Annotated in this window: 24 protein-coding genes; 14 read left to right on the top strand and 10 right to left on the bottom strand. The window is 72.4% G+C overall.

Annotation, left to right across the window (positions count from 1 at the left end; all coding sequences use genetic code 11):
• Positions 1-43: 43 nt before the first annotated feature.
• Complete coding sequence (locus IOD14_RS25320; RefSeq protein WP_123987111.1) at positions 44-523, bottom strand: nucleoside deaminase; 480 nt, start codon at positions 521-523, stop codon at positions 44-46.
• Positions 524-691: 168 nt separating this feature from the next.
• Between IOD14_RS25320 and IOD14_RS25315 the strand changes: the two genes are divergently transcribed.
• Both IOD14_RS25315 and IOD14_RS25310 read left to right on the top strand, forming a co-directional pair.
• Complete coding sequence (locus IOD14_RS25315; RefSeq protein ID WP_212671607.1) at positions 692-1474, top strand: GNAT family N-acetyltransferase; 783 nt, start codon at positions 692-694, stop codon at positions 1472-1474.
• A gap of 74 nt (positions 1475-1548) precedes the next feature.
• Positions 1549-2475 carry an NAD(P)-dependent oxidoreductase gene (locus IOD14_RS25310; RefSeq protein WP_123987109.1) on the top strand — a complete coding sequence of 309 codons (927 nt, stop codon included), beginning with the start codon at positions 1549-1551 and terminating at the stop codon, positions 2473-2475.
• Here the strand turns inward: IOD14_RS25310 and IOD14_RS25305 are convergent, their stop codons facing one another.
• Positions 2476-3357 carry a GNAT family N-acetyltransferase gene (locus IOD14_RS25305; RefSeq protein WP_174269044.1) on the bottom strand — a complete coding sequence of 294 codons (882 nt, stop codon included), beginning with the start codon at positions 3355-3357 and terminating at the stop codon, positions 2476-2478.
• 519 nt (positions 3358-3876) lie between these two features.
• Positions 3877-4140 (bottom strand): GlsB/YeaQ/YmgE family stress response membrane protein, encoded by a 264-nt coding sequence (locus IOD14_RS25300; protein ID WP_123987107.1) that lies wholly within the window; start codon positions 4138-4140, stop codon positions 3877-3879.
• A gap of 245 nt (positions 4141-4385) precedes the next feature.
• On the opposite strand from IOD14_RS25300, the gene IOD14_RS25295 reads away from it, so the two are divergent.
• Positions 4386-5837 carry a hydrolase gene (locus IOD14_RS25295; protein ID WP_212671606.1) on the top strand — a complete coding sequence of 484 codons (1452 nt, stop codon included), beginning with the start codon at positions 4386-4388 and terminating at the stop codon, positions 5835-5837.
• Here IOD14_RS25295 and IOD14_RS25290 read toward each other — a convergent pair.
• Positions 5830-6375: a hypothetical protein gene (locus tag IOD14_RS25290; protein WP_212671605.1), complete on the bottom strand. Its 546-nt coding sequence runs from the start codon at positions 6373-6375 to the stop codon at positions 5830-5832. The genes IOD14_RS25295 and IOD14_RS25290 overlap by 8 nt on opposite strands.
• Positions 6376-6418: 43 nt before the next feature.
• The gene (locus IOD14_RS25285; protein WP_212671604.1) at positions 6419-6970 is read right to left on the bottom strand and encodes a GNAT family N-acetyltransferase; all 552 of its coding nucleotides are present in this window, start codon (positions 6968-6970) and stop codon (positions 6419-6421) included.
• A 30-nt stretch (positions 6971-7000) separates the two neighbouring features.
• Here IOD14_RS25285 and IOD14_RS25280 point away from each other — a divergent pair, with 30 nt between their 5' ends.
• The gene (locus IOD14_RS25280) at positions 7001-7726 is read left to right on the top strand and encodes a phosphotransferase (protein ID WP_212671603.1); all 726 of its coding nucleotides are present in this window, start codon (positions 7001-7003) and stop codon (positions 7724-7726) included.
• 97 nt (positions 7727-7823) lie between these two features.
• Here IOD14_RS25280 and IOD14_RS25275 read toward each other — a convergent pair whose 3' ends face one another.
• Complete coding sequence (locus IOD14_RS25275) at positions 7824-8264, bottom strand: SPW repeat protein (RefSeq protein ID WP_123987102.1); 441 nt, start codon at positions 8262-8264, stop codon at positions 7824-7826.
• Between the two features lie 279 nt (positions 8265-8543).
• Positions 8544-9173 (bottom strand): sigma-70 family RNA polymerase sigma factor, encoded by a 630-nt coding sequence (locus IOD14_RS25270; RefSeq protein WP_212671602.1) that lies wholly within the window; start codon positions 9171-9173, stop codon positions 8544-8546.
• 153 nt (positions 9174-9326) lie between these two features.
• On the opposite strand from IOD14_RS25270, the gene IOD14_RS25265 reads away from it, so the two are divergent.
• Entirely contained in the window at positions 9327-10364 is a 1038-nt protein-coding gene (locus IOD14_RS25265) for a MerR family transcriptional regulator (protein ID WP_212671601.1), read from the top strand.
• Positions 10365-10605: 241 nt separating this feature from the next.
• On the opposite strand, the gene IOD14_RS25260 is transcribed toward IOD14_RS25265, so the two are convergent.
• On the bottom strand, positions 10606-11979 hold the full coding sequence (locus IOD14_RS25260) for a deoxyribodipyrimidine photo-lyase (RefSeq protein ID WP_212671600.1): 1374 nt from the start codon (positions 11977-11979) through the stop codon (positions 10606-10608).
• A gap of 69 nt (positions 11980-12048) precedes the next feature.
• Positions 12049-13575 (bottom strand): SDR family oxidoreductase, encoded by a 1527-nt coding sequence (locus IOD14_RS25255; RefSeq protein ID WP_212673392.1) that lies wholly within the window; start codon positions 13573-13575, stop codon positions 12049-12051.
• Positions 13576-13681: 106 nt separating this feature from the next.
• Here IOD14_RS25255 and IOD14_RS25250 point away from each other — a divergent pair, with 106 nt between their 5' ends.
• The 3 genes from IOD14_RS25250 (at position 13682) to IOD14_RS25240 (ending at position 16586) form a co-directional block, all read left to right on the top strand.
• Positions 13682-14185 carry a MarR family winged helix-turn-helix transcriptional regulator gene (locus tag IOD14_RS25250; RefSeq protein WP_212671599.1) on the top strand — a complete coding sequence of 168 codons (504 nt, stop codon included), beginning with the start codon at positions 13682-13684 and terminating at the stop codon, positions 14183-14185.
• 91 nt (positions 14186-14276) lie between these two features.
• Positions 14277-16343 (top strand): MMPL family transporter, encoded by a 2067-nt coding sequence (locus tag IOD14_RS25245; protein WP_212671598.1) that lies wholly within the window; start codon positions 14277-14279, stop codon positions 16341-16343.
• 54 nt (positions 16344-16397) lie between these two features.
• On the top strand, positions 16398-16586 hold the full coding sequence (locus tag IOD14_RS25240; RefSeq protein ID WP_030325729.1) for a hypothetical protein: 189 nt from the start codon (positions 16398-16400) through the stop codon (positions 16584-16586).
• Between the two features lie 9 nt (positions 16587-16595).
• On the opposite strand, the gene IOD14_RS25235 is transcribed toward IOD14_RS25240, so the two are convergent.
• Positions 16596-17516, bottom strand: coding sequence for a LysR family transcriptional regulator (locus tag IOD14_RS25235; protein WP_174269043.1), 921 nt, complete (start codon positions 17514-17516; stop codon positions 16596-16598).
• Positions 17517-17839: 323 nt separating this feature from the next.
• Here IOD14_RS25235 and sfnG point away from each other — a divergent pair, with 323 nt between their 5' ends.
• The 6 genes from sfnG to IOD14_RS25205 all read left to right on the top strand — a co-directional run bounded on the left by sfnG (position 17840) and on the right by IOD14_RS25205 (position 24056).
• Positions 17840-18949 (top strand): dimethylsulfone monooxygenase SfnG, encoded by a 1110-nt coding sequence (gene sfnG, locus IOD14_RS25230; RefSeq protein ID WP_123987094.1) that lies wholly within the window; start codon positions 17840-17842, stop codon positions 18947-18949.
• Between the two features lie 13 nt (positions 18950-18962).
• Complete coding sequence (locus IOD14_RS25225) at positions 18963-20180, top strand: acyl-CoA dehydrogenase family protein (RefSeq protein ID WP_212671597.1); 1218 nt, start codon at positions 18963-18965, stop codon at positions 20178-20180.
• Positions 20181-20250: 70 nt separating this feature from the next.
• Positions 20251-20805 (top strand): NADPH-dependent FMN reductase, encoded by a 555-nt coding sequence (gene ssuE / locus IOD14_RS25220; protein ID WP_212671596.1) that lies wholly within the window; start codon positions 20251-20253, stop codon positions 20803-20805.
• Positions 20806-20809: 4 nt separating this feature from the next.
• A complete protein-coding gene (locus IOD14_RS25215; protein ID WP_212671595.1) occupies positions 20810-21994 on the top strand; it encodes an SfnB family sulfur acquisition oxidoreductase in 1185 nt (394 codons plus the stop codon).
• A gap of 33 nt (positions 21995-22027) precedes the next feature.
• A complete protein-coding gene (locus tag IOD14_RS25210) occupies positions 22028-23173 on the top strand; it encodes an LLM class flavin-dependent oxidoreductase (RefSeq protein ID WP_123987090.1) in 1146 nt (381 codons plus the stop codon).
• A gap of 58 nt (positions 23174-23231) precedes the next feature.
• The gene (locus IOD14_RS25205; RefSeq protein ID WP_212671594.1) at positions 23232-24056 is read left to right on the top strand and encodes an alpha/beta hydrolase; all 825 of its coding nucleotides are present in this window, start codon (positions 23232-23234) and stop codon (positions 24054-24056) included.
• Positions 24057-24088 lie beyond the last annotated feature (32 nt).

Here is a 24088-nt window from a genome sequence, read left to right as displayed (position 1 = left end):
GTAGGCACCGGGAGTGCGGGGCTGCATCCCGGGAGATCGTGGATCAGCCCTGGTGGAACCTAACGTGCAACCGCCGTACACGCTCCGTGAGCTCCGGCACCGGGCCCTCCACGACCACGCCCGGGGCGATCTCGTTGACCGGCAGGGTCCGCACCGGCGGCGCCGGCACGCCCAACCGGTCCAGCCACTCGGCCAGTTGCTCGGACGAGGCGACGTACACGATGCGCCCCAGGCCCACCCAGGCGTGCGCGGCCGCGCACATCGGGCAGTGCTCGCCCGAGGTGTACACGGTGGCGGCGGCCCGTTCCCCGGGCGTCAGGTGCGCCGCCGCCCAGCGGGCCAGTTCGAACTCGGGGTGCCGGGTGCGGTCGCCCGAGGCCACGCGGTTGTGGTCCTCGGCGAGGATCTCGCCCCCGGCGCCGACCAGGACCGACCCGAACGGTTCGTCCCCGGCCTCCAGCGCCTCGGCCGCCAGCTCGACGCAGCGGCGCAGATACGGCAGTTCGGTGTCCTTCACGACCATGGAGTACGGCCCTCCTCACCACGAGCCTAAGGTCGGCGCCGCGTCGCCGAGAACACGTCGCTCAGGCGCCGGGCCCTCCGGCGCGACAGGGCTCGTGGTCCGCGCGCGCTGCGGCCGGCGGCCGTAAACGGCATTGCCGCCACGGCGTGCGGGTGATGAAGTGAGCACATGGATCATGTTGCGGTACTCGCCCTCTACGACCGGGACGTGCGCGAAGGCGCACAGCCGGACGGTCCCGGCGCACAGGTGGAGCGGGTCGGCGGGGTGGTCCGCCAGGTCGCCGCCGAGCACGGCTGGAACGGCGTCGTCTGGTCCGACCTGGACGAATCGACCGCCGACGAGGCGATCGCCGGGCAGATCGCGTACTACACCGGGCTCGGCCGCGAGTTCGAGTGGAAGCTGTACGGCCACGACCTGCCCATCGACCTCGGCCGGCGGCTCAGAACGGCCGGGTTCACCCCCGAGCCCGAGGAGACGCTGATGATCGCCGAGGTCGCCGACCTCACCCTCGACGTCGAGGCGCCCGAGGGGATCCGCTTCCTCCCGGTCACCGACCAGGAGGGCGTCGACCTCGTGGCGGACGTGCACGAGAAGGCCTTCGGCACTGACAGCTCCCGCCTGCGGCACCAGCTGCGCGCCCGGCTGCGGGACGACCCCGAGACCGTGGTCGCCGTCGTCGCGCTCGCCGGGGACGTGCCGGTCAGCGCGGCCCGCATGGAGCTCGTCCCCGGCACCCGCTTCGCCGGGCTGTGGGGCGGAGGCACCGTCGAGGGCTGGCGCGGCCGCGGCATCTACCGCGCCCTGGTCGCCCACCGCGCCCGTGCGGCCCTGGCCCGCGGATACCGCTATCTCCAGGTCGACGCCCTGCACACGAGCCGCCCCATCCTGGAACGCCTCGGATTCGAGCCGCTGACGACCACACAGCCGCACGTGTACCGGCCTCGGCTCTGACACCAGGCGCGGCCCTGAGAAAGTTCTCGCGGCCGGGATGTCACATCCGGGCCCAGCCCGTCCGTCACACCGGCATGACGACGAACCAGAGCCAGAGCCAGAGCATCCTCCTCGCCGGTGCGAGCGGCGTCCTCGGCCGCCACATCGCCAAGGCCCTGACCGACGCGGGCCACAAGGTCACCGGGCTCGGCCGGAGCGAGGGCAACGGCGTCCGGGCCGACCTCATGGACCGCGACGCCCTGCTGCGCGCCGTGGACGGACAGCACTTCGACACCGTCGTGCACGCGGCGACGGCCCTGCGCAAGCCGCCCATGCGCCACCGCGACATGCACGCCACCGACGCCCTGCGCATCGAGGGCACCGCCCACCTGATCGAGGCGGCACAGCTCACCGGAGCCCGCCGTTTCGTCGCCGAGTCGATGGTCTTCGGATACGGCTACGGCAACTTCGGCGACCATCTGATCACCGAGGACGACGAATACGGCCCCCGCGGCGCCGGCGCGGAGCTGGAACGGCACCTCGCCGGTATGCGCACCAAGGAGCAACTCACCTTCGGTACACCCGGGTTGGAGGGGATCGCACTCCGCTTCGGTGCCTTCTACGGCGCCGGCGGCACCGAGACCATCGTGGAGCTGCTGCGGAAGCGGCAACTGCCCGTCCCCGCCGACCGTGACCGGGTCCTGCCGTGGGTCGAACTGAGCGACGCGGGCCGTGCGGTGGCCGCCGCCGTCGAGCACGGGCGCCCGGGGCAGGCGTACAACGTCGTGGACCGCACACCGATGGGCTTCCGAGGCCATCTGCTGTGCGTGGCCGAGGAGTTCGCGCTGCCGAAGCCGATGACGGTACCGCTCTGGGCGACCAGGCCGTTGTCGTACGCGCACACCATGTTCCGGGCGACGATGAGGGTGTCGGCCGCCAAGGCCGAGCGGGAACTGGGCTGGACGCCCGCCTACCCCTCCAGCCGCGACGGCCTGGCCGCGCTTCGGGCCGCGACCCGGTGATCACAGGTCGAGCTGGTACTCCACGGCCTTGTGGGTCGGCCGGTAGCCGAGGGCGTCGTTGACGGCGAGCATCGGGGCGTTGCTCTCCGCGGTGTCGGTGCACAACCCGGCCAGTTCCGGGTGCCGTTCGAGGGCGTGGCGGACGGCGGCCGCCTTCATCCAGCGGGCGAGGCCACGCCCGCGGTGCTCGGGGAGCACGGCGGTGCCGTAGTGCTGTCCGTCGCCCGATCCGTCCCCGGGCACGACCAGTTCGGAGAACCCGACCACGCTGCCGTTCGTCGTGTCCACGACGGCGACGGTGTGCAGCAGTTCGCCGCGTCGCGCGACCGCCTCCGCGGCCGCGACCACACGCTCCACGTCCCAGACGACCCTGCCGAAGTCCGTGCCCTCCATCGGCATGTCGTCCATCGCCCGCCGCGAGTAGGCGAACGACTGCGCCAGCGCGTCCGGCACGGTGCCGTCCCACTCCGTCAACCGGTAGCCGGGGTGGGGCAGTTCGACCAGGGCGTCGACCTCGGCGCGATCGACGTCGGCCAGCGCGAGCCGGGCGTAGGCGAGTGCGAGGACCCGTCGGAATCCGCGTGCGGCCAGGAATCCGTCGGCGGGGGAGTCCTGTACGGCCTGGGCGATCACAGACCGGCGCCGCTCCGCCTTCGCCGCGTCCACGGCGGCCTCCAGCAGCCGGGTTCCGACGCCCCGCCGCCGCTCGGCGCCGTGCACCGCGAGCTCCAGCTCGGCCAGGTGCTCCTGCCCCGCCCTGGTGAACAGCCGCAGGAAGGCGGACCCGAGCGGGGCACCGTCGTCCCCGGAGGCCAGCCAGGCCAGTCGGCGACTGGAGGCGGTGGGCCGGGGATCGGCGAGCGCGATGATGTCGAGGGACAAGCGGGTCTCCGTCACGGAAGGCGCGGCAGCGGGCGCTTGCAGCCTGCCTTCGCGCTCCGCCGTTCGCAACGGATTTGTCGTGGTGACGCGTGCGTGGTCCAGGGCACCTGTACGGGCGCCACAGTTACGAGGGTCGTGGCACTTGGGTGGTTCGCGACGCGTGCGTGGGCTGCCGCCGGTGCGCGGTTCGCGGCCTCTGTGTGGGCTTCGGCATCTGTGTGCCGCCGCACCTGCGTGGGCCGCCCGTGCGGGGATCGCTGCACCTGCGCGGGCCGCCGCCCCTACGCAAATCGCGGCACCCGCACGCGCCGCGGCACCCGCACGCGCCGCGGCACCCGCACGTGCCGCGCCGTACGTCCACGCACCGCCACCCCTGCACAGTCCGTCGCCCCTGCATGGTCCGCGGCACCTGCACGCCGGCCGTGCCCACGCAAACAGGAGCGCGGTGCGCTGCAGTCTCCGGCGCACCGCGTCCCGGCCCGAGTGCGAACGGTCCCGCCTCGGTCCGTGCAACCGCCGTCAGCGGCGTGCCTTCGCTCGGTCCAGTGCCGCCACGCCGACGGCGGCGAGGCCGATCTGGATGAGCCACTCGATCCAGTCGATGCCCTTGGTGTCGGCCACGTCGAAGGCCCCGGCGATCGCGGAGCCGATCAGCGCGGCCGCGATGCCGACGAGGATCGTCCACAGGATCCCCACGCGCTGACGGCCCGGAACCACGAGCCGGCCCAGCACACCGATGACGATGCCGATCACGATGGCACTGATGATGCCGTCGACTTCCATGTCCGCCCCTTTTCCGATGAGCCCGATGGACTCCGGATGCCCGGAGCGGGCGGCGTCAGTCCGGCTCCTTCCCAACCGTCGGTCAACACCCGGTCAATCCTCGTCCGGTGAGCCGGATCGGCGCTGTTCAGCCATCTGGCTGTCATGTACCGTCCAATATCACCGTGTATCTATGCGCGTAGCTTTCCGCTTTCGCCCACCCCCTTCCCCACCCCTTCCCCCCACTCCTCACGGAGGTATGACGGATGCTCGGGCTCACCGGACACCGCCGCAGGCTCGGCGCGGTCCTCGCCGGATTCACCCTGGTCACCGCGGGAGCGGCGCTCCAGGTCACCACCACCCCCGCCGCCGCTGCCACCCCGCACCGGATCCTCTTCGACGACGGCCACGCCGAGGAGGCGGGCAACGCGGACTGGATCATCTCCACCAGCAAGCCCGACCCGCTCTCCCAGGACTCCTCCCCCTCCTCGGAGACGGACTGGACCGGTGCGCTGTCCTCCTGGGGCGTCGCGCTCCAGAAGACCGGCGACTACAGCCTCAAGACCGCCACGAGCGCCCTCACCTACGGCGGCTCCTCGGCCACCGACCTGTCGAACTTCGACACCCTGGTCCTGCCCGAGCCCAACACGCTCTTCACCGCCGCCGAGAAGACGGCGATCATGACCTTCGTGAAGAACGGCGGCGGCCTCTTCATGATCTCCGACCACACCGGCGCCGACCGCAACAACGACGGCGAGGACGCGCTCGAGATCCTCAACGACCTGATGACCAACAACAGCGTCGACTCCACCGACCCGTTCGGCTTCTCCATCGACTCGCTGAGCATCAGCTCCGACTACCCCTCGGCCATCAGCGACAGCAGCGACCCCGTCCTGCACGGCTCCTTCGGCACCGTCACCAAGAGCCTCATCGCCAGCGGCACCACCGCCACCCTCAAGCCCGCCGACAACTCCTCCGTCAAGGGCCTGCTCTACCGCACCGGTTACTCGGGCAACACCGGCGCCTTCTTCGCGACCAGCACCTTCGGCAGCGGCCGGGTCGCCTTCTGGGGCGACAGCTCACCCATCGACGACGGCACCGGCCAGTCCGGCAACACCCTCTACGACGGCTGGAACGACACCGGCGCCACCAACGCCGCCCTGGCGCTCAACGCCACCGAGTGGCTCTCCGGCGCGAGCGGCAGCAGCAGCGGCGGGGGCGACGACGGAGGCGGCTCGGGCACCTGCACAGCCGCCCAGTTGCTCGGCAACAACGGCTTCGAATCGGGCAGCACCACCTGGAGCGGCAGCAGCGGTGTCATCACCAACTCCACCAGCAAGTCCGCCCGTTCGGGCTCGTACTACGCCTGGCTCGACGGTTACGGCACCGCCACCACCGACACGCTCTCGCAGGCGGTGACCATCCCGTCCGGCTGCACCACCGCCGCGCTCAGCTTCTACCTGCACGTCGACACCGCGGAGACCACGACCAGCACGGCCTACGACACGCTCAAGGTCCAGGTCCTCAACAGCTCCGGCACCGTGCTGGGCACCCTGGCGACGTACTCCAACCTCAACGCCGCCAGTGGCTACACCCAGCGCAGCTTCAGCCTGGCGAGCTACGCGGGCCAGACCGTCACCCTCAAGTTCACCGGTACGGAGGGCTCCACCCTCCAGACGTCGTTCGTCATCGACGACACGGCACTGAACGTCAGCTGACCTGCGCCGGGACCCACCCGGTGGCGGCCGTCACCTCGGCCGCGATGTCGATCACCGAGCGCCCGTCGGTCACCACGCGCAGCGTGCCGGCGGGCGCCCGCTCGTCCAGCATCCGTGCCTTGCGGACGCCACCGCGCAGTTCCCGCTCCAGCTCGGATCCCAACTCCCGTCCGGTCAGCCGCCGTTCGGCCGTCTCGTCGGTCGCGGTGAGCAGCACCCGCACGATCCGGACGCCGTCGCCCATCGCCCGCCGGAACATGCCGGTCGACTCCTCCAGCACGCTGACGGTGTTCACGTACACCAGACGCCGGTAGCCGAGTTCGGCGTAGTTCCCCCACACCGCGGTCAGATTGCGCTCGCCGATGGCGGCCCGGTGCGGATCGCCCTCGGGTGCGGGATGCACCTGTCCCATGAAGTCCCCGTCGATCACGGCGTGGGCGACCCGGGCGGCCCGCAGCCGCGCCGAGACCTCCCAGCCCACGGTGGTCTTGCCGACTCCGGCGCGTCCACCGACGAGCAGTACCTCCGCATGAGCCATACGGCGAGACTGGCATGCCGGGTCCCCGCTGGGCCAAGGAGTTTCAGGTGCGCAGCCGCCAGGTGCGCAGCACCGCCTCCCGGCCCCGCGACACCCTCGTGACCGGAGGCTCGTCCGTGAGCTCGAACGCGCACGAGCGGGCGACCGCCTCGCTGGCCGCGTTGGCGGCGGCGATGCGCAGGACCACGCGGCGGGGCCGGATCTCCCGGACGGCGTACTCGGCGGCCAGCCGCACCGCCCGTCCGGCGAGTCCCTGGCCCCGGTGGGCCGCACCGACGCCGTAGGCGAGCTCCAGGTCCCGCTCGTCCGCTCCGCTGCGGAACAGCAGGACCTCGCCCCGCGGCAGCGCCCCGTCCGTGGTGACGGCCAACTGGACCCTCCGCCCCTCGGCCAGCCCCTCCCGCGCACCGGCGAGATAGGCGCGCGCCGCGTCCAGGTCGAAGGGCGAGGCCACCGGGGTCCACCGGGCCATCTCGGGGTCGTCGTAGAGCGCGACCAGGTCGGCGAGGTCGGCGTCCGTCCATGCGCGCAGCCGGACGCCGTAGCCTTCGAGACGCGTCGGCGCGACGAGGGTGAGGGTTCGGTTCGTGTCCATGGCACGATCCTGCACTGGAGAGGCGGTCGCATGGAGGAGTCGGTGCTCGGTGGCGGCGCGGTCAACGAGGTCGTGCGGGCAGGAGACACCGTGCGGCGCCCGCCGTCCGAACGGTCGCCCTACGTAAGGGAGTTGCTCGCGCTGTTCGAGAACGCGGGCTGGCGGGGCGCGCCCCGTTTCCTCGGCGTCGACTCGCGCGGCCGGGAGATGTTCGGCTACCTCGAGGGACGGGCCGCCGTGACCCCGAGCGAGCGCGCCGCGGCCCGCACCGACGAGGCCCTCGCGGAGGTCGCCCAACTCGTCCGCGTCTTCCACGACCTGACCCACGGGACGGCGCTCGCCGGAGACCGGGACGTCGTCTGCCACAACGACCTCGCGCCGAAGAACACCGTGTACGCGGCGTGGCGGCCGCGCGCGTTCATCGACTGGGACCTGGCCGCTCCGGGCGAGCGGATGCACGACATCGCCCATGTGTGCTGGCAGTACCTCGATCTGGGGCCAGGTGTCGTGGACGTACGGGCGACCGCTCGCCGCATCCGGCTGATCTGCGATGCCTACGGCCTCGACGGACGGGACGGTCTGCTGGACGCGGTGCTGTGGTGGCAGGACCGGTGCCGGAGGGGGATCGAGGCGGGCGCGCTGCGGGGCGAGCCGGCCATGATCGGACTGAGGGAGCAGGGGGCCGTGGACGAGGTGCGGGCCGCGAGGGAGTGGGTCGCCGGCCACCGGCGCGAACTCGAGGTCTTCCTGGTGTGATGCGACCCTCTTGGACGCGCGGAGAGGGTCCGCGACATCGCAGGGCCGGTCCATGCCTCGGTGGACCGGCTCTGCCGTCTGACGTGTCGGGGATCCTCTACGGCTTGGGGGCGCTCTTCGCCGCCGTGACGGTGCACATCAGCCCCAGGATCACAGCGAGGGCGCCGATGATGATGTTGTTGACCACCACACCGGCGTCGGGGCTGTCGCCGACGATCCAGGGAGCGATGATCATCCAGACGCCGACCGCGCAGAAGGCCCAGCTGAGGCCGTACATGCGCTCAGGGGTCTGGGTGAATCCGAGGGCCAGCAGGCCGATCGCTATGCCCACGATGAGGTTGTGGGTCACCAGGGCGGGCTGGCTCGTCGTGTAGTGGAGTATCCAGGGGGACACGGCGCAGTACAGACCGAGCAGGAACACCGGTCCGTCCACGAGCGCCACGTCACGACCGCCGAGCATGCGGGCGTAGCGTTCCCGCATCTCCGGAGCGTCAGGGTGGCTGGTGATGTCACCTCTGGTGTGCGAGACGTTGGCCATGACTCGTCTCCTTTGACTTACTGGCCTGACCGCGACTGGTGCGGTGTGCGGTAAGCGCCGACTGCGTACATTCTGCGCTTATTTTTCCTTTATGTGTAGAGGTGACAGGGCCCGTCCCCCGGAGAGCGCCGACTCCCTCCGAGGGGCGGGCAGGGAGCTGGGGGCTCCCACGCGGCGCGAGGGGGAGGCGCCGCGAGCCTTGCTTCCTTCAGTTGCGCCGCTACGGATGCACTTCGGGCCCGACTGCCGGGGCGTTCGGTGCCCGGATTCCGATGGCGATCAACGCACCGGCTCCGCGTCGAACGCGACTTCGAGTCCGCGGCGCAGCCGGTACAGTCCGCGCCGGGCATGGCTCTTGACCGTGCCCAGCGGCCACCCCGTGCGCTCCGCGATCTGGATCTGGCTCAGGTCCTCGTAGAAGGTGAGGCGGAGCACCCGCTGCTGGGCCGAGGGGAGTTTGGCGAGTTCGGCGCGCACCACCACCCGGTCCACGGTCGTCTGCGTCGGGTCCCCGCAGTGCGCGGTGAGAGCGAGGCGGGAGCCCGCCGAGGCGACCAGTTCGGTACGGCGACCGCGCGCGAGCAGTGCGTCGGCGACCTTGCGTCGGGTGATGCCCACGATCCATCCGGCGAGCGTGCCGCGGTCGGGCCGGTACCCCTGGCACCCTCGCCAGACGCCGATGAACACCTGCTGGGCGATGTCCTCGGCCTCTTTCGGGTCGCCCAGGGAGCGCCCGGCCAGGGTGAGCACGAGGGGCCGGAACCGCCGGTACGCCGCCTCCAGGCACGCGTCGTCCCCGGCCGCCAGGCCCTGCGCCAACTCCTCGTCGGCCGGCGCCTCTTCGGGCGTGGTCCAGGGGGCCACCGTCCCCGGCGGCACGCCCCCGGGGACGCTCGACTGTGCGTGCATGACGGCGGCTCCTCGCGGTGCGCGGCCCGGCGGCGGGCGGGCGGTCCGGCAGGGCCCCGGACCGCTTGGGCCGGAGCCTGCGACTGCCGTCATCGTCCGGTTCCGAGAGCAAGGTCATCCACTTGCATCGGTTCTGCGTCGTATAGTCGTTCCATGAGCGCGATCACGGCGGACGAGGAACCGGGGGCCCGGCCGGCAGCGGCCTCCCCGGACACCGCGACGGGTCTCACCACCGGTGCCCTGGCCCGCCGTCTGGGGGTGTCGCCCACCACGCTGCGCTCCTGGGACCGCCGCTACGGCATCGGCCCCGCCGTCCGCGCCGACGGCCGGCACCGCCGGTGGACTCCCGGCGACGTCGCCGTGCTGGAGGCGATGTGCCGGCTCACCTCCGCGGGTCTGCCGCCCGCCGAGGCGGCACGCGCGGCGAAGGAGTCCGGGTTCCCGGGACCGGGCGGTGGCGCGGTCGCGACGCCGGAGCCCGCCACCCATCCACGGTCCAGGGCGGCCGGCACGCTCCCCCTGGGCGATGTGCGGCAGGAATGCCGGGGCCTCGCCCGCGCCGCCGTACGCCTCGACGCGCCCGCCGTGGAGGAGCAGCTGACCACGGCGGTCGAGACCCACGGCCTCGCCGTCGCCTGGCAGGAGGTGATGGTGCCCACGCTGCACGCGGTGGGCCGCAAGTGGGCCTCGTCCGGGGACCGTTACATCGAGGTCGAGCACCTGCTGTCCTGGCACATGTCCACCGCGCTGCGCCGCTGCACCCGCCCGCCGGTCCGACAGGGCGACGCGCTGGGCCCCGGGCCGGTGGTGCTGGCCTGCGTCCCCGGTGAGCAGCACACACTGGCGCTCGAGGCGCTCAACGCCGGCCTCGGCGCACTGGGTCTGCCCACCCGGATGTTCGGGGCCGCCGTACCCGTGGAGGCGCTGACCGCCGCGGTGGACCGGCTCGGCCCGGCCGCGGTCGTCCTGTGGGCCCAGGCCCGCTCCACGGCGAGCCTGCCGCTGGCCCGGCACATCGCCGGGGCCCAGTGGGGCGTGAAGGGCGCCCGCAGGAGGCCCGTGGTGATGCTCGGCGGACCCGGCTGGCTCGGCCATCCCGGCCACGGAATGCTGCGCCCGACCCTCCTCCAGGACGCCCTGGACACGCTCTCCGCCCTCTGCACGACCGCCCCGCCCCCACCACCCGCCTGACATCTCACGCGCGGAGCGGCCTGCTCGCCACCGGTCGGATGTCTGTCACGCGCCGAGCGGGCCTGCCCGGCACCCGCCTGACCTCGACCACGCGCCGACTCGCCCCCGGCACCCGCCCGATCCCGGCCGCACGCCGAGCAGCCCGCCCGGCACCCGCCTCACCCCGACCAGGCGCCCAGCCGCCGCCCCCCGGCATCCCCTGATGTCCGTAACATGCCGAGCCGGCCGCCCCAGACCGACCTCACTCCCGCCCCCGACCCCGCCTGAAGCGCGCGAGTCCCTCCGGCAGCTCCACGATCGGGTCCGGATAGTCCAGCGCGGCGCGGTCCAGGCCCTGCAGCTTCCACGGCTCGTGCACCTCGGGTCCCGCCAGCGCGGCCAGTTCGGGAACCCAGCGGCGGACGTACGTGCCGTCGGGGTCGTACCGCTTGGCCTGGGTGACGGGGTTGAGGACCCGGTTGGGCCGGGTGTCGGTGCCGGTGCCCGCCATCCACTGCCAGTTGAGCTGGTTGTTGGCCACGTCGCCGTCGACCAGCAGATCCAGGAAGTGCCGGGCCCCGACCCGCCAGTCCACGTACAGCGTCTTGGCGAGGAAGCTCGCGGTCAGCAGGCGGCCCCGGTTGTGCATCCACCCTTCGTGCCGCAGCTGGCGCATGGCCGCGTCCACGATCGGATAGCCGGTGCGGCCCTCCTTCCACGCCGCGATGTCGTCGCCGGCGGTCCGCTCGGAGCGCCAACGGTCACGCTGCGTGCGGTAGTCGGCGGTGGCCGCGGCGGGCCGGGCCGCGAGCACCTGCCGGTGGAAGTCGCGCCAGGCCAGCTGCCGTACGAAGGCCTCGGCACCCGGACCGCCCGCCCGGCGCGCCCGGTGGACGAGCTCGACGGGGGAGAGGGTGCCGAAGTGGAGGTGCGGGGAGAGCCGCGAGGTCGCGTCGCCGGCCAGGTCGTCGTGCCGGTCCTCGTACGCGTCGACTCCGGCCCGCAGCCAGGCGGCGAGCCGCTTGCGGCCTTCCGTCTCACCGCCCGGAGCGAGTCCTTCCGAGAGTCCGGACAGGTCGTCCCGGGACGGCAGCGGCTCGGAGCCGACACCGTCCGGGACCCGCACGGCCCGCGGTGCCCCGAGCGGGTCCCGCAGCCGCTCCTGGGACCAGCGCCGGAAGTAGGGCGTGAAGACGGCGAAGTGGTCCGAGGCGGCCGGGACCACCACGCCGGGCGCGACAGCCGTGGTCACCGTGTCGTGGACGTGCAGCCGTACGCCCTCCGCCTCCAGGACCCGGCGCAGCCGCTCCTCCCGACGGTGGGCGTGCGCGCTGACGTCGGACGCCATGTGCACCTCGTCGGCGTCCGCCTCGGCGGCGACCTTGCGCACCTGGTCGACGAGGGAGCCGGAGCGCAGGACCAGCCGTCCGCCCCGCTCGCGCAGACCGGCGTCCAGGTCGCGCAGGCAGTCGGCGAGGAACGCCAGCCGGTTGGGGGCGGCGAATCCGGCGGCGTCCACGGCCCGGTCCCGTACGAACAGCGGGACGACCTGCTCGGTGCCGTCGAGGGCCGCGGCGAGCGGTTGGTGGTCGTGCAGGCGCAGGTCGCAGGTGAACAGGACGACCGAGATGCTCATGGTGCGTACTCCGGGGGTGCGGAAGGGAGCCGGGGGCGGGGGTGGCCGAAGGTCGGGGCGGCCGGGAGATCAGGGGACGGCGGCGTGCTTCGGCTCGCGGCCGGCCGAACCCGCCGCGGCCCGGGCGATGTTGCGGGCCATGCCGCCGAAGACGATCGAGTGGAAGGGCGAGACGCACCACCAGTAGGCGTGGCCGAGCAGGCCGTGCGGATGGAACAGGGCGCGCTGCCGGTAGCGGACGCGGCCGTCCTCGTCGGCCGCCACTCCCATCTCCAGCCAGGCCAGGCCCGGCAGCCGCATCTCGGCCCGCAGCCGCAGCAGCCGGCCGGGCTCGATCGCCTCGACCCGCCAGAAGTCCAGGGAGTCGCCGACCCGCAGCCTGGCCGCGTCCCGGCGCCCCCGGCGCAGCCCGACCCCGCCCACCAGCCGGTCCAGCCATCCCCGCACCGCCCACGCGAGGGGGAAGGAGTACCAGCCGTTCTCGCCGCCGATGCCCTCGACGACCCGCCACAGGGCCTCGGGCGAGGCGTCGACCGGGAGTTCGCGGTGGTCGCTGTAGAGACTGCCGCCGGCCCAGTCGGGGTCGGTGGGCAGCGGATCGCTCGGGGCGCCCGGCACCGACGCCGACGACCACCGGGTGGTGACCCGCGCTTCCCGCACCCGCTGCAGAGCCAGTCGTACGGCGTCGTCGAAGCCGAGCAATGGAGCGGGCGGCCCGGCGAGATGGCGGGCGATGTCGTTCTCGTGGCAGACCACCTCGTGCCGCAGCGACTCGGTGAGCGGCCGGGCGATCGAGGCGGGCACCGGCGTCACCAGGCCCACCCAGTGGCTGGAGAGGCCGGGGGTGAGCATGGGCACCGCGAGGATGATCCGGTGCGGCAGCCCGGCGATCGCCGCGTACCGGAGCATCATCTGCCGGTACGTCAGCACGTCGGGGCCGCCGAGGTCGAAGGCCCGGCTGACGTCCGCGGGCATGCCGGCGCTCCCGACCATGGCCCGGAGCACATCGCGGACCGCGACCGGCTGGATGCGGGTGTGCACCCAGCTCGGGGTGACCATCACGGGCAGGCGCTCGGTCAGGTACCGCAGCATCTCGAAGGAGGCCGAGCCCGAGCCGATGACCACGGCCGCCCGCAGGACCGCGGTCGGCACCCCGGAGTCGAGCAGGATGCGGGCCACCTCGGCGCGGGAACGCAGATGCGGGGAGAGCTCGCGAGCGGGCACGTCCGCCGGGACGAGTCCGCTGAGATGCACGATCCGCCGTACGCCCGCCGCCCTGGCCCGCTCGGCGAAGATCCGCGCGGCCCTGCGGTCGATCTCCTCGAAGTCGTCGCCGGAGCTCATCGCGTGCACCAGGTAGTACGCCACGTCCACCCCGTCCAGGGCCCGGGCGACGGACTCGGCGTCGGTCACGTCACCGGCGACCACCTCGGCCTCGCCGGCCCAGGGATGGTCGCGCAGCCGGTCGGGGGAGCGGGCGAGACACCGTACGCGGTAGCCCGCGTCGAGCAGCTCGGGAACCAGCCGGCCTCCGATGTATCCCGTCGCACCGGTCACCAGGCAGAGCGGCCCCGCGCGCGTGCCGTCGTGGTCCATCGCTTCCCTGCCCTCCTGTCGCTGTCCTGTGATCACTTCCGCCTCCGGGCCCGGTTCGGATGCGGCTGCGGCCCGGGAGAGGAGGGCACTTCTATACGCTGATCACGTGGCCACAGCGAACCAGCGGGAACAGGGCGAACCACCGGAGTCCGGTGCGGGCCGGGCGCCGACCGACCTGTACGCGTTCGCCGTACGGCTGCGCCGGATGAACGGCGAGATCAACCGGCTGGTCCAGGGTTTCGCGGGGGACCACGGTCTGCACGCCACCGACATCCAGGCGCTTGCGGCGATCATGGACGCGGACGAGCCGATGACACCCGGCGGACTGCGCCGCCACCTCGGACTCACCTCGGGCGCGGTGACCGCCTGTGTGGACCGGCTGGAGCGGGCGGGCCACATCCGCCGTGTCCGGGAGAGCGCGGACCGCAGGGTCGTCCATCTCCACTACGAACAGGACGCCCGGACGGCCGCGCGCTCCTACTTCCGTCCGCTCGCCGAGGCGACCGAGTCGGCCCGCTCCCGGTTCGGCGAGCAGGAGCTGACCGTGGTGGTGCGCTTCCTGGAGGCGTTGAACGAGGAACTCGCCGCCGTGAGGCCGAAGGGCGGCTGATTCGGGCACCCGGTTATGATCACCGGCGTTAAATGCTCAATGATTGAGATTGTTTATCGTTGAGGTACCCGTCGTCGACCCCTGGAGACCCATGTCCCCCGCCGCCCGACGGACCCGTGTGCTCGTCCCGCTGCTCCTGCTGGCCGTCTGGCTCGTCGCCGGCGGCGTCCTCGGCCCCTACGCCGGGCGCCTCGGTGAGGTCGCGACCAACGACCAGGCCGCGTTCCTGCCGCGCAGCGCGGAGTCCACCGCGGTCATCGCCGAGCAGAAGAAGTTCCGGCAGAGCGAGACCCTGCCCGTGATCGTCGTCTGGACCGGGGCCGCGGTGGCCGACCGGAAGGCGGACGCCACCGAGGTCCTGCGCTCCCTCGCCGACGCCCCGGGAGTCGCCGGCGAGGTGTCCCCCGCGATCCCCTCCGAGGACCGGCAGGCCCTCCAGGGCGTGGTCCCGCTGCGCCCCGACCTCGGTGACGGCCTCCCCGGCACCCTCGAACGGATCCGGTCCGCCGCCGAGCGCGTCCCCGGCACGACCGTGCGGCTCGCCGGTCCCGCCGCCACCCAGGCCGACCTGTCCGACGCCTTCGCCGGCATCGACGGACTGCTCCTCGCCGTCGCGCTGGCCGTCGTCCTGGTCATCCTGCTGCTGGTGTACCGCAGCATGCTCCTGCCACTGGTGATCATCCTCGGCTCGGTGTTCGCCCTGGGGGTGGCCTGCGCGGTGGTGTACGCCCTGGCCGACCACGACGTCGTCCGCGTGGACGGGCAGGTGCAGGGCATCCTGTCCATCCTCGTGATCGGCGCGGCCACCGACTACGCCCTGCTCCTCACCGCCCGCTACCGCGAGGAACTCGCCCGCGGCGCCGACCGGTTCACCGCCGCCGGGGCAGCGCTGCGGCGGTCCTGGGCGGCGATCGTCGCCAGCGCGGCCACCGTGGCGCTCGGACTGCTCGCCCTGCTGCTGAGCGACCTCACCAACAATCGCGCGCTCGGCCCGGTCGGCGCCATCGGCATCGCCTGCGCCGTCCTGACCTCCCTGACCTTCCTGCCCGCGGCTCTCGCCCTCCTGGGCCGCGCAGCCTACTGGCCCGCCCGCCCCCGCCCCACGGACGAGAGCAACGAAGGCGTCTGGCACCGGATCGCCGCCCTCGTCGACCGGGCGCCGCGCAAGGTCTGGGCGCTCACCCTCGTCGTTCTGCTGGCCGGGGCTGCCTTCGCCCCCGCCCTCACCGCCAAGGGTGTTCCCCTCGACGAGACCTTCGTCGACGACGCCCCCTCGGTCACGGCCCAGCAGACCCTGAGCCGGCACTTCCCGGCAGGCTCGGGCAACCCCGCCGTGGTCGTCGCGGACGCCGACCGGCTGACCGAGGTCGTCCGGGCCGCCCGGGACACCGAGGGTGTCGCCTCGGCCGCACCGGCGAGCGCCTCCGGCCGACCCGGAGCCGCCCCGCTCGTCGTCGACGGCAGGGTCCGCGTCGACGTCACCCTCACCGCCGCACCCGACAGCGACTCCGCCAAGAAGACCGTCGCGAGGCTGCGTGCCGCCCTGCACGAGGTGCCTGACGCGGACGCCCTCGTCGGCGGCTACACCGCCCAGCAGTACGACACCCTGCGCACCGCCGAGCACGACCGCACTCTCATCGTCCCCGTGGTCCTCGCGATCATCCTGGTGATCCTGGTCGTCCTGCTGCGCTCGCTGCTGCTGCCCGTGCTGCTGGTGGCCACGGTGGCCCTCAACTTCCTGACCACGCTCGGCGTCTCGGCCCTGGTCTTCCGCCATGTGTTCGGCTTCACCGGCACCGATCCCTCCGTGCCGCTGTACGGGTTCGTGTTCCTGGTCGCCCTCGGCGTCGACTACAACATCTTCCTGATGTCCCGGGTCCGCGAGGAGTCGCTGCGCCACGGCGTGCGCCAGGGAACGGCGCGCGGACTGGTCACCACCGGCGGGGTCATCACCTCCGCGGGCGTGGTGCTGGCCGCCACCTTCGCCGCCCTCGGGGTGATCCCGCTGGCGTTCCTCGCCCAGATCGCGTTCATCGTCGCCTTCGGTGTCCTGCTCGACACGCTGGTCGTCCGGTCCCTGCTCGTGCCCGCGCTGGTCCGCGACATCGGGGCCCGCGTCTGGTGGCCGACAGCCGTCGCCGACAACACGAAGTCGTGAGCATGTACACGTGAATCCCGGGCAAGCGGACTGGTACGAGACGGTTCGTCAGCGATGTTGGAGGTGTCCGCCGCTATGAGCGCGAAGGTGTTGGAGCGGTTTCCAGCGGGAGCTCCGCGCGGATCGTGGCCGGCCGAGGAGTACGCGGCGCAGCGGCGGGCGCAGGGTGAGCCTGCCACAGTGGTGATGGACATCCAGTCCGACGCGTTCCTCGTGGTGGTCCCGGGGCGCGACGAGGACTGATCCGCGCCCTCAGGGGGAGCCCGTCAGCGTGCCGCCCAACTGCCGGGCCCGGCGCACGAACACCTCGTGCAGATCCCGGGCGGCCCGCGGCACGGACTCGGCCCTGCGGCGCTGGAGCATCAGCAGCACCCGGGTGGAGTCCCCCTCGATCGGCCGGTGGGTGATCGTGCCCTGCCGCTCCAGCGGATCCCCGACCACGCTGAAGTCCGGCAGCACGGTCACCCCCAGCCCTTCGGCCACCATCAGCTTGCCCATCTCGGCACCGTCGGTGGAACAGGCGAAGGACGGGTCCCGGCCGGCCAGCAGCCGGTGGACGAAACGGTTCATGACATAGCCGGTCCGCATCGCGATCAACGGCTGGGCCAGCAGTTCGTCCACCGGCACACACGTCCGCGCGGCCAGCGGGCTGTCCGGGCGCAGACACACCACCGGCCGGCCGTGCAGCAGTTGGACGGACTCGAATCCGGCGGGCGTGTCGTCACCGTCGAGGTGGTTGACCAGACCGAGGTCGAACCCGCCCTCCGACAGCGCCCGGTGGATGTCCGTCTGCTGCGCGCCGACCACCTCGACCTGGGTGACCGGGTGAGCGGCCCGGAAATCCTCGACCGCCGGAATCAGCAGCGGCACGGTCGCCGCGTTCACCGTCCCGACCCGGACCATGCGGCTGATGCGGTGCTGCTCGCCCGCCGCCGACCGCAGCCGGTCCACCGCCTCCAGCACCCCGACGATGTGCGGCAGCAGCTCCCGGCCCTCCGCGCTCATCGTCGCCCCCGACCGTTTGCGCTCCAGCAGGTCGACCCCGAGCTCGCGTTCCAGGTTCCGCACGGTCTCGCTCAACGCGGGCTGTGAAAGCCGCAGTTCCTCCGCCGCCCGGCGCAGCGAGCCGAGCCGGGTCACCGCGGCGATGTATTCGAGCTGTTCCGTTCGCATGCCCCGCAGAATGCGGGCCATTTCCCGCGCGGTTCAAGGGTTTCCCTGTCACACGTTCGTGAAATTCAATGGTCCGCGATACGAGACCGGTCGGGTTTTCCTTGACGCCTCTTGCGGGCTGCTGTCACGATCGACTGCATGAAGATGCGACTGGACCTCACGCGGCGACGCCATGTCGACCTCGCGCGCGTCTCCAGCGCCTCCTGTTGCGCCGCGGCCTGATCACCCTTCTCTGATCCGCCGCGCTCTCTCCCTTTCCCACCCGAATTCACCCATGCCCTGAATTCGGCGTGCCCGAGAACATTCCGCAACAGGAGTCACGCATGCCTGCCGCGCCCGTGAAATTCGCCTACTGGGTCCCCAATGTCAGCGGGGGACTCGTCACCAGCAGGATCGAGCAGCGCACCGACTGGGGTTACGACTACAACCGCGAACTCGCCGTCCTCGCCGAGAACAACGGCTTCGAGTACGCGCTCAGTCAGGTCCGCTACATGGCCAGCTACGGCGCCGAGTACCAGCACGAGTCGACCAGCTTCAGCCTCGCTCTGCTGCTCGCCACCCAGCGCCTGAAGGTCATCGCCGCAGTCCACCCCGGCCTGTGGCACCCCGGCGTCCTCGCCAAGCTCGGCGCCACCGCCGACCACCTCTCCAAGGGCCGCTTCGCGGTGAACGTCGTATCGGGCTGGTTCAAGGGCGAGTTCACCGCCCTCGGCGAGCCCTGGCTGGAGCACGACGAGCGCTACCGCCGCTCCGAGGAGTTCATCACCGCCCTGCGGAAGATCTGGACGGAGGACCACGCCGAACTCGCCGGGGACTTCTACCGGTTGCGCGACTTCTCCCTCAAGCCCAAGCCCCTCAACACCGACGAGCGGCCGCATCCGGAGATCTTCCAGGGCGGGAACTCCACCGCCGCGCGTGCCATGGCCGGCCGGGTCTCCGACTGGTACTTCTCCAACGGCAAGGACTTCGACGGGGTGGTCGAACAGCTCACCGACGTCCGCAAGGCGGCCGCCGAAGTCGGGCGCCGCGCACCGAAGTTCGGCCTCAACGGCTTCCTGATCGCCCGGGACACCGAGGCCGAGGCCCGCGAGACCCTCCGGGAGATCGTCGCCAAGGCCGACAGCGAGGCCGTCGAAGGATTCGGCGCGGCCGTGAAGCAGGCGGGCCAGTCCACCGCAGACAAGAAGGGCATGTGGCAGGACTCCTCCTTCGAGGACCTCGTCCAGTACAACGACGGCTTCCGCACCGGGCTCATCGGCACCCCGGAGCAGATCGCCGAGCGGATCGTCGCCTACAAGAAGCTCGGGGTGGACCTCCTCCTGCTCGGCTTCCTGCACTACCACGAGGAGGTCGAGTACTTCGGCAAGCGCGTGCTGCCACTGGTGCGCGAGCTGGAGGCCCAGCTCCCCGAGTCCGTCCCCGCCCAGGTCTGAGGAGGTCACCGACATGAGCACCGTCACGCACACCGACTGGCAGACCCGTCCCGCGCCCGAGACCGCCGAGGACTGGATCGCCCGCGCCGCCGAGGTCGCCGCCGTCCTCGCCTCCGACGCGGCCGCCCGCGACCGGGCGGGCGCCACCCCGTACGCCGAGGTCCAGCTGCTCAAGGACGCAGGACTCGTCACCCTCCTCGGCCCCACCGAACACGGCGGCGCGGGCCAGGACTGGCCCACCGCCTACCGGGTCGTCCGCGAGGTCGCCAAGGCCGACGGCTCCATCGGCCAGCTCCTCGGCTACCACTACCTGTGGTTCTGGGCCGCCCGCCTGGTCGGCACCCGAGAGCATTGGGAGCACGTCGAGGCCGAGGCCTCCCGCAACCGCTGGTTCTTCGGCGGCGCGGTCAACCCGCGCGACAAGGACGTCGTCGTGACCGAGGACGGCGACGACCTCGTCTACACCGGCCGCAAGTCGTTCTCCACCGGCAGCAAGGTCTCCGACGTCACCGTCCTCGAGGGCGTCCTCGAAGGCACCGACCAGCACGTCTTCGCCATCGTCCCCTCCGACTCCGCGGGCCTGACCTTCCACGACGACTGGGACAACATCGGCCAGCGCCTCACCGAGAGCGGCGGCGTCACCCTCGACGGCGTCCGCACCCCGTGGTCCAGCGCGGCAGGATACGTCGACAAGGTGTTCCGGCCGCGCGTCTACAACACCCTCAACGTCCCCACCATCCAGCTGGTCTTCGTCAACTTCTACCTGGGCATCGCGGGCGGCGCGCTGGAGACGGCCGCCACCTACACCCGCGAGAAGTCCCGCTCCTGGCTGCACGGCGGCTTCGAGCGCGCGGTCGACGAGCCGTACGTCATCGACACCTACGGCGACCTCACCGCCAAGCTCTGGGCGGCCGAGGCCCTCGCCGACGCCGTCGCCGCCGAGGGACAGAAACTCCACGACGACCCCGACGCGGTCACCGAGCAGACGCGCGGCGAATTCGAGGTCCGGGTGGCCGCGGTCAAGGCCCGCGCCACCGACGTCGCCCTGGAGATCGCCGGCCGCATCTTCGAGGTGACCGGCGCCCGCTCCACGGCCACCGCCGAGGGCCTGGACCGGTTCTGGCGCAACGTCCGCACCCACACCCTCCACGACCCCGTCGCCTACAAGCGCCGCGAGGTCGGCCGCTGGGTCCTCGAAGGCGAACTGCCCGAACCCACCTGGTACTCCTGACCGCTTCCCCCGGGGCGCCCCCTCCTGAGAACCGGGGGCGCCCCGTCTCCTCCCTCCGAAAGAGGACCGCATGGCCACCGTCCTGTCCGTCTCCGGCAGCCCCTCCGCCTCCTCCCGCACCAACCGGCTGCTGCGCCACCTCGACCGGCGCCTCGCCGCCCAGGGCCACGAGGTGATCCCGCTCGACGTCCGGACCGTCCCCGCCCAGGCCCTGCTCGGCGCCGACTTCAAGCACCCGGCGATCGTCGAGGCCACCGAGCTGTTCGCACGCGCCGACGGGGTCGTCGTCGGCACCCCCGTCTACAAGGCGTCGTACTCCGGAGTCCTCAAGGCCCTCCTGGACCTGCTCCCGCAGTACGCCCTGGCCGGCAAGACCGTGCTGCCGCTGGCCACCGGCGGCTCCACCGCCCATGTCCTGGCCATCGACTACGCGCTCCGCCCGGTCCTCAGCTCCATGGGCGCGGCGCACATCGTGCAGGGCTGGTTCACCCTCGACAAGGACATCAGCGTGCAGGAGGACGGCTCGCTGACCGTCGCGCCCGGTGCGACCGAGGCGCTCACCCAGGTCGTCGACCAGTTCTCGACCGCGCTGGGACGGCGGCCGGTCCTGGCGGCGGCGGTCTGAGGACATGACCGCCCATGTGATCGCCGACGACGCGGAGGCCCTCGCGGTCGCCGCGTCGCTCGCCGAGGAGTTCCGCGCGGGCGCCTCCGCCAGGGATGCCGAACGCAGGCTGCCGCGCGCCGAGTTGGACCGTCTCTCCGCCTCCGGGCTGCTCGCGGTCACCGTCCCCGCCGAGCACGGGGGAGCGGACGTGAGCGCCGGCACCCTCGCCGAGATCTTCCGGCTGCTCGCCTCCGCCGACGCGAGCCTCGCCCAGATCCCGCAGAGCCACTTCGTCTACGCCAATGTGATCCACCGTCAGGGCACCGACGAGCAGCGGAAGTTCTTCTTCGCCGAGCTGCTCGCCGGGCGCCGCTTCGGGAACGCGCAGTCCGAGGCCGGCACCAGGCACGTCCAGGACATCCGCACCCGGCTGCATCCGCGGGCCGACGGTTCGTACCGGCTCGACGGAGTCAAGCACTACTCCACCGGCGCCCTGTTCGCCGACTGGATCCCGGTGCTGGCCCGTGCCCAGGACGACAACCTGCATGTCGCCTACGTGCCCAGGGACGCGCCGGGCCTCACGGTCATCGACGACTGGGACGGGCTCGGCCAGCGCACGACCGCCAGCGGCACCGTCCGCCTCGAGGGCGTCGAGGTCCCGGCCGACCGGGTCCTGCCCCACCACCTCACCTTCGGGGGACCGCAACTCCACGGCGCGGTAGCCCAGTTGCTGCACGCGGCCATCGACACCGGGATCGCCGGGGGAGCGCTCACGGAGGCGGCGGAGTTCGTCCGTACGAAGAGCCGCCCCTGGTTCGAGAGCGGCGTCGAGACGGCCGCCGAGGACCCCCTGCTGATCCAGCGCTTCGGTGAACTCGCGCTCCAGGCACGGGCGTCCGAGGCCCTGCTGCGGGAAGCCGCCCGTGCCGTGGATGCGGCCCGGGCCGACCTCACCGACGACTCCGCGGCCGAGGCGTCCATCGCCGTGGCCGCGGCCAAGGTGCAGGCGGCGCAGGCCGCCGTCGAGGTGTCGAGCGCCCTGTTCGAGGTGTCCGGCACCCGCTCGGCCCTCAACTCGCTCAACCTGCACCGCCATTGGCGTGACGCCCGGACCCACACCCTGCACGACCCGACCCGCTGGAAGATCCAGCACATCGGCAGGTACGTGCTCAACGGCACCCGGCCGCCCCGGCACGGCCTCCTCTAGCGAACAGCGGACCTTCCCGATCGGAGACCCCAGATGTCCCTCACCTTCCACTGGTTCCTGCCCACCAACGGAGACAGCCGCGATGTCGTGGGCGGCGGTCACGGCACCCCCGCCACCGTCACGGGACGGGACCGGCCGCCGACGGTCGCCTACCTGAGCCAGATCGCCCGCGCGGCCGAGGACCTGGGCTTCGTGGGGGCGCTCACGCCCACCGGGGCCTGGTGCGAGGACGCGTGGCTGACCACCGCGATGGTGAGCCAGAACAGCGAGCGCCTGAAGTTCCTGGTCGCCTTCCGGCCCGGCTTCGTCTCCCCGACGCTCGCCGCCCAGATGGCGTCCACCTTCCAGCGCCAGAGCGGCGGACGGCTGCTGCTCAACGTGGTCACCGGCGGGGAGAGCCACGAGCAGCGGGCCTACGGGGACTTCCTCGACAAGGACGCCCGCTACCGGCGTACCGGAGAATTCCTGGAGGTCGTACGGGGGTTGTGGGAGGGCAAGACCGTCGACCTGCACGGCGAGCACCTCCAGGTCGAGGACGCGAAACTGGCGCGTGTGCCAGACCCGGTGCCCGAGGTGTACTTCGGCGGGTCCTCGCCGGTCGCCGGGGAGGTCGCCGCCCAGTACGCCGACGTGTACCTCACCTGGGGTGAGCCGCCCGCGCAGGTCGCCGAGAAGATCGCCTGGATCCGGGGGCTCGCGGCCGAGCGGGGCCGCACCCTGCGCTTCGGGATCCGCCTGCACGTCATCACCCGGGACACCTCCGAACAGGCCTGGGCCGAGGCCGACCGCCTCCTCGCGGGCTTCGATCCCGAGACCGTCAGGTCGGTGCAGGCCGGGCTCGCCCGCAGTGAGTCGGAGGGGCAGCAGCGGATGCTCGCCCTGCACGGCGGCGGCGACCGGGGCGGCCTGGAGATCCACCCCAACCTGTGGGCCGGCATCGGCCTGGTGCGCGGCGGCGCGGGCACCGCGCTGGTCGGCAGTCACGACGAGGTCGCCGAGCGGATCGAGGAGTACCACGCCCTCGGCATCGACGAGTTCGTGCTCTCCGGCTACCCGCACCTGGAGGAGGCCTACTGGTTCGGCGAGGGGGTCCTGCCCCGGCTGGCCCGACAGGGCCTGTGGCAGCACCCGTCCGGCGCGCGGACCGCGCCCTCGGCGCAGGTGCCGTTCGCGAGCTAGGGCGCGCGCCGCGTACGCTCACGGGCTCGACCCGCGTCACCGTCGAGAGGAACAGCCCGTGAGCGACTGGCCGTTGACCAGGACCTTCCGCAGCGGCTCCGGTGAGGTCCGCTGGGACAGCCTCGGAGACCCGGGCCGCGACCCGGTCGTCCTCCTCCACGGCACGCCCTTCTCCTCCTACGTCTGGCGTGCCGTCGCCCCCGCCCTCGCCCGCCGCCACCAGGTGTTCGTGTGGGACATGCCCGGCTACGGGACCTCGGAGAAGTTCCCCGGTCAGGACGTGTCCCTGGCGGCCCAGGGCAGGGTCTTCACCGAGCTCCTGGCGCACTGGGAACTGGACCGGCCCCGGGTCGTGGCCCACGACTTCGGCGGTGCCGTGTCCCTGCGGGCCCACCTGCTGCACGGCGCCCGCTACCGCTCCCTTGCCCTGGTCGACCCGGTCGCGCTGGCCCCCTGGGGATCACCGTTCTTCCGGCTCGTCGGCAAGCACTCCGACGTCTTCGACCAACTGCCGCCCGCCCTGCACCGGGCCCTGGTCCGCGAGTACATCGGCTCTGCCAGCAGCCCCGGCCTGCACCCCGCCGTCCTCGACCGGCTCGTCGAACCCTGGCTCGGCGACACCGGCCAGGCGGCCTTCTACCGCCAGATCGCCCAGGCCGACCAGCGCTACACCGACGAAGTGCAGGGACGCTACGGCGAGATCGCGTTCGCCACCCTGGTGTGCTGGGGCGAGGACGACACCTGGATCCCCCTCGAAAAGGGGCACGAACTCGTCGCGCGGATCCCGGGCGCACGCCTCGAACCCCTGCCGGGCGCCGGCCACCTCGTCCAGGAGGACGCTCCCGCACATCTCACGGCCGCCCTCGTCGATTTCCTCGCCTAGGGCCCGCCCGCACGGCTGCGGCCCTGGATTCG

This window comes from Streptomyces sp. A2-16 (assembly GCF_018128905.1).
Taxonomy (GTDB): Bacteria; Actinomycetota; Actinomycetes; order Streptomycetales; family Streptomycetaceae; genus Streptomyces.
Note: the sequence above shows the minus strand (reverse complement) of the source record. Positions and strands in the feature narration are given on the sequence as shown.

Coding starts and splice junctions, on each gene's coding strand:
- IOD14_RS25285 (WP_212671604.1), bottom strand. CDS start 6,970: ATGGACACGAACCGAACCCTCACCCTCGTCGCGCCGACGCGTCTCGAA.
- IOD14_RS25270 (WP_212671602.1), bottom strand. CDS start 9,173: ATGCACGCACAGTCGAGCGTCCCCGGGGGCGTGCCGCCGGGGACGGTG.
- IOD14_RS25255 (WP_212673392.1), bottom strand. CDS start 13,575: ATGGACCACGACGGCACGCGCGCGGGGCCGCTCTGCCTGGTGACCGGT.
- IOD14_RS25315 (WP_212671607.1), top strand. CDS start 692: ATGGATCATGTTGCGGTACTCGCCCTCTACGACCGGGACGTGCGCGAA.
- IOD14_RS25245 (WP_212671598.1), top strand. CDS start 14,277: ATGTCCCCCGCCGCCCGACGGACCCGTGTGCTCGTCCCGCTGCTCCTG.
- IOD14_RS25280 (WP_212671603.1), top strand. CDS start 7,001: ATGGAGGAGTCGGTGCTCGGTGGCGGCGCGGTCAACGAGGTCGTGCGG.
- IOD14_RS25300 (WP_123987107.1), bottom strand. CDS start 4,140: ATGGAAGTCGACGGCATCATCAGTGCCATCGTGATCGGCATCGTCATC.
- IOD14_RS25295 (WP_212671606.1), top strand. CDS start 4,386: ATGCTCGGGCTCACCGGACACCGCCGCAGGCTCGGCGCGGTCCTCGCC.
- IOD14_RS25310 (WP_123987109.1), top strand. CDS start 1,549: ATGACGACGAACCAGAGCCAGAGCCAGAGCATCCTCCTCGCCGGTGCG.
- IOD14_RS25265 (WP_212671601.1), top strand. CDS start 9,327: ATGAGCGCGATCACGGCGGACGAGGAACCGGGGGCCCGGCCGGCAGCG.
- IOD14_RS25235 (WP_174269043.1), bottom strand. CDS start 17,516: ATGCGAACGGAACAGCTCGAATACATCGCCGCGGTGACCCGGCTCGGC.
- IOD14_RS25240 (WP_030325729.1), top strand. CDS start 16,398: ATGTTGGAGGTGTCCGCCGCTATGAGCGCGAAGGTGTTGGAGCGGTTT.
- IOD14_RS25210 (WP_123987090.1), top strand. CDS start 22,028: ATGTCCCTCACCTTCCACTGGTTCCTGCCCACCAACGGAGACAGCCGC.
- ssuE (WP_212671596.1), top strand. CDS start 20,251: ATGGCCACCGTCCTGTCCGTCTCCGGCAGCCCCTCCGCCTCCTCCCGC.
- IOD14_RS25320 (WP_123987111.1), bottom strand. CDS start 523: ATGGTCGTGAAGGACACCGAACTGCCGTATCTGCGCCGCTGCGTCGAG.
- IOD14_RS25275 (WP_123987102.1), bottom strand. CDS start 8,264: ATGGCCAACGTCTCGCACACCAGAGGTGACATCACCAGCCACCCTGAC.
- sfnG (WP_123987094.1), top strand. CDS start 17,840: ATGCCTGCCGCGCCCGTGAAATTCGCCTACTGGGTCCCCAATGTCAGC.
- IOD14_RS25260 (WP_212671600.1), bottom strand. CDS start 11,979: ATGAGCATCTCGGTCGTCCTGTTCACCTGCGACCTGCGCCTGCACGAC.
- IOD14_RS25215 (WP_212671595.1), top strand. CDS start 20,810: ATGACCGCCCATGTGATCGCCGACGACGCGGAGGCCCTCGCGGTCGCC.
- IOD14_RS25225 (WP_212671597.1), top strand. CDS start 18,963: ATGAGCACCGTCACGCACACCGACTGGCAGACCCGTCCCGCGCCCGAG.
- IOD14_RS25290 (WP_212671605.1), bottom strand. CDS start 6,375: ATGGCTCATGCGGAGGTACTGCTCGTCGGTGGACGCGCCGGAGTCGGC.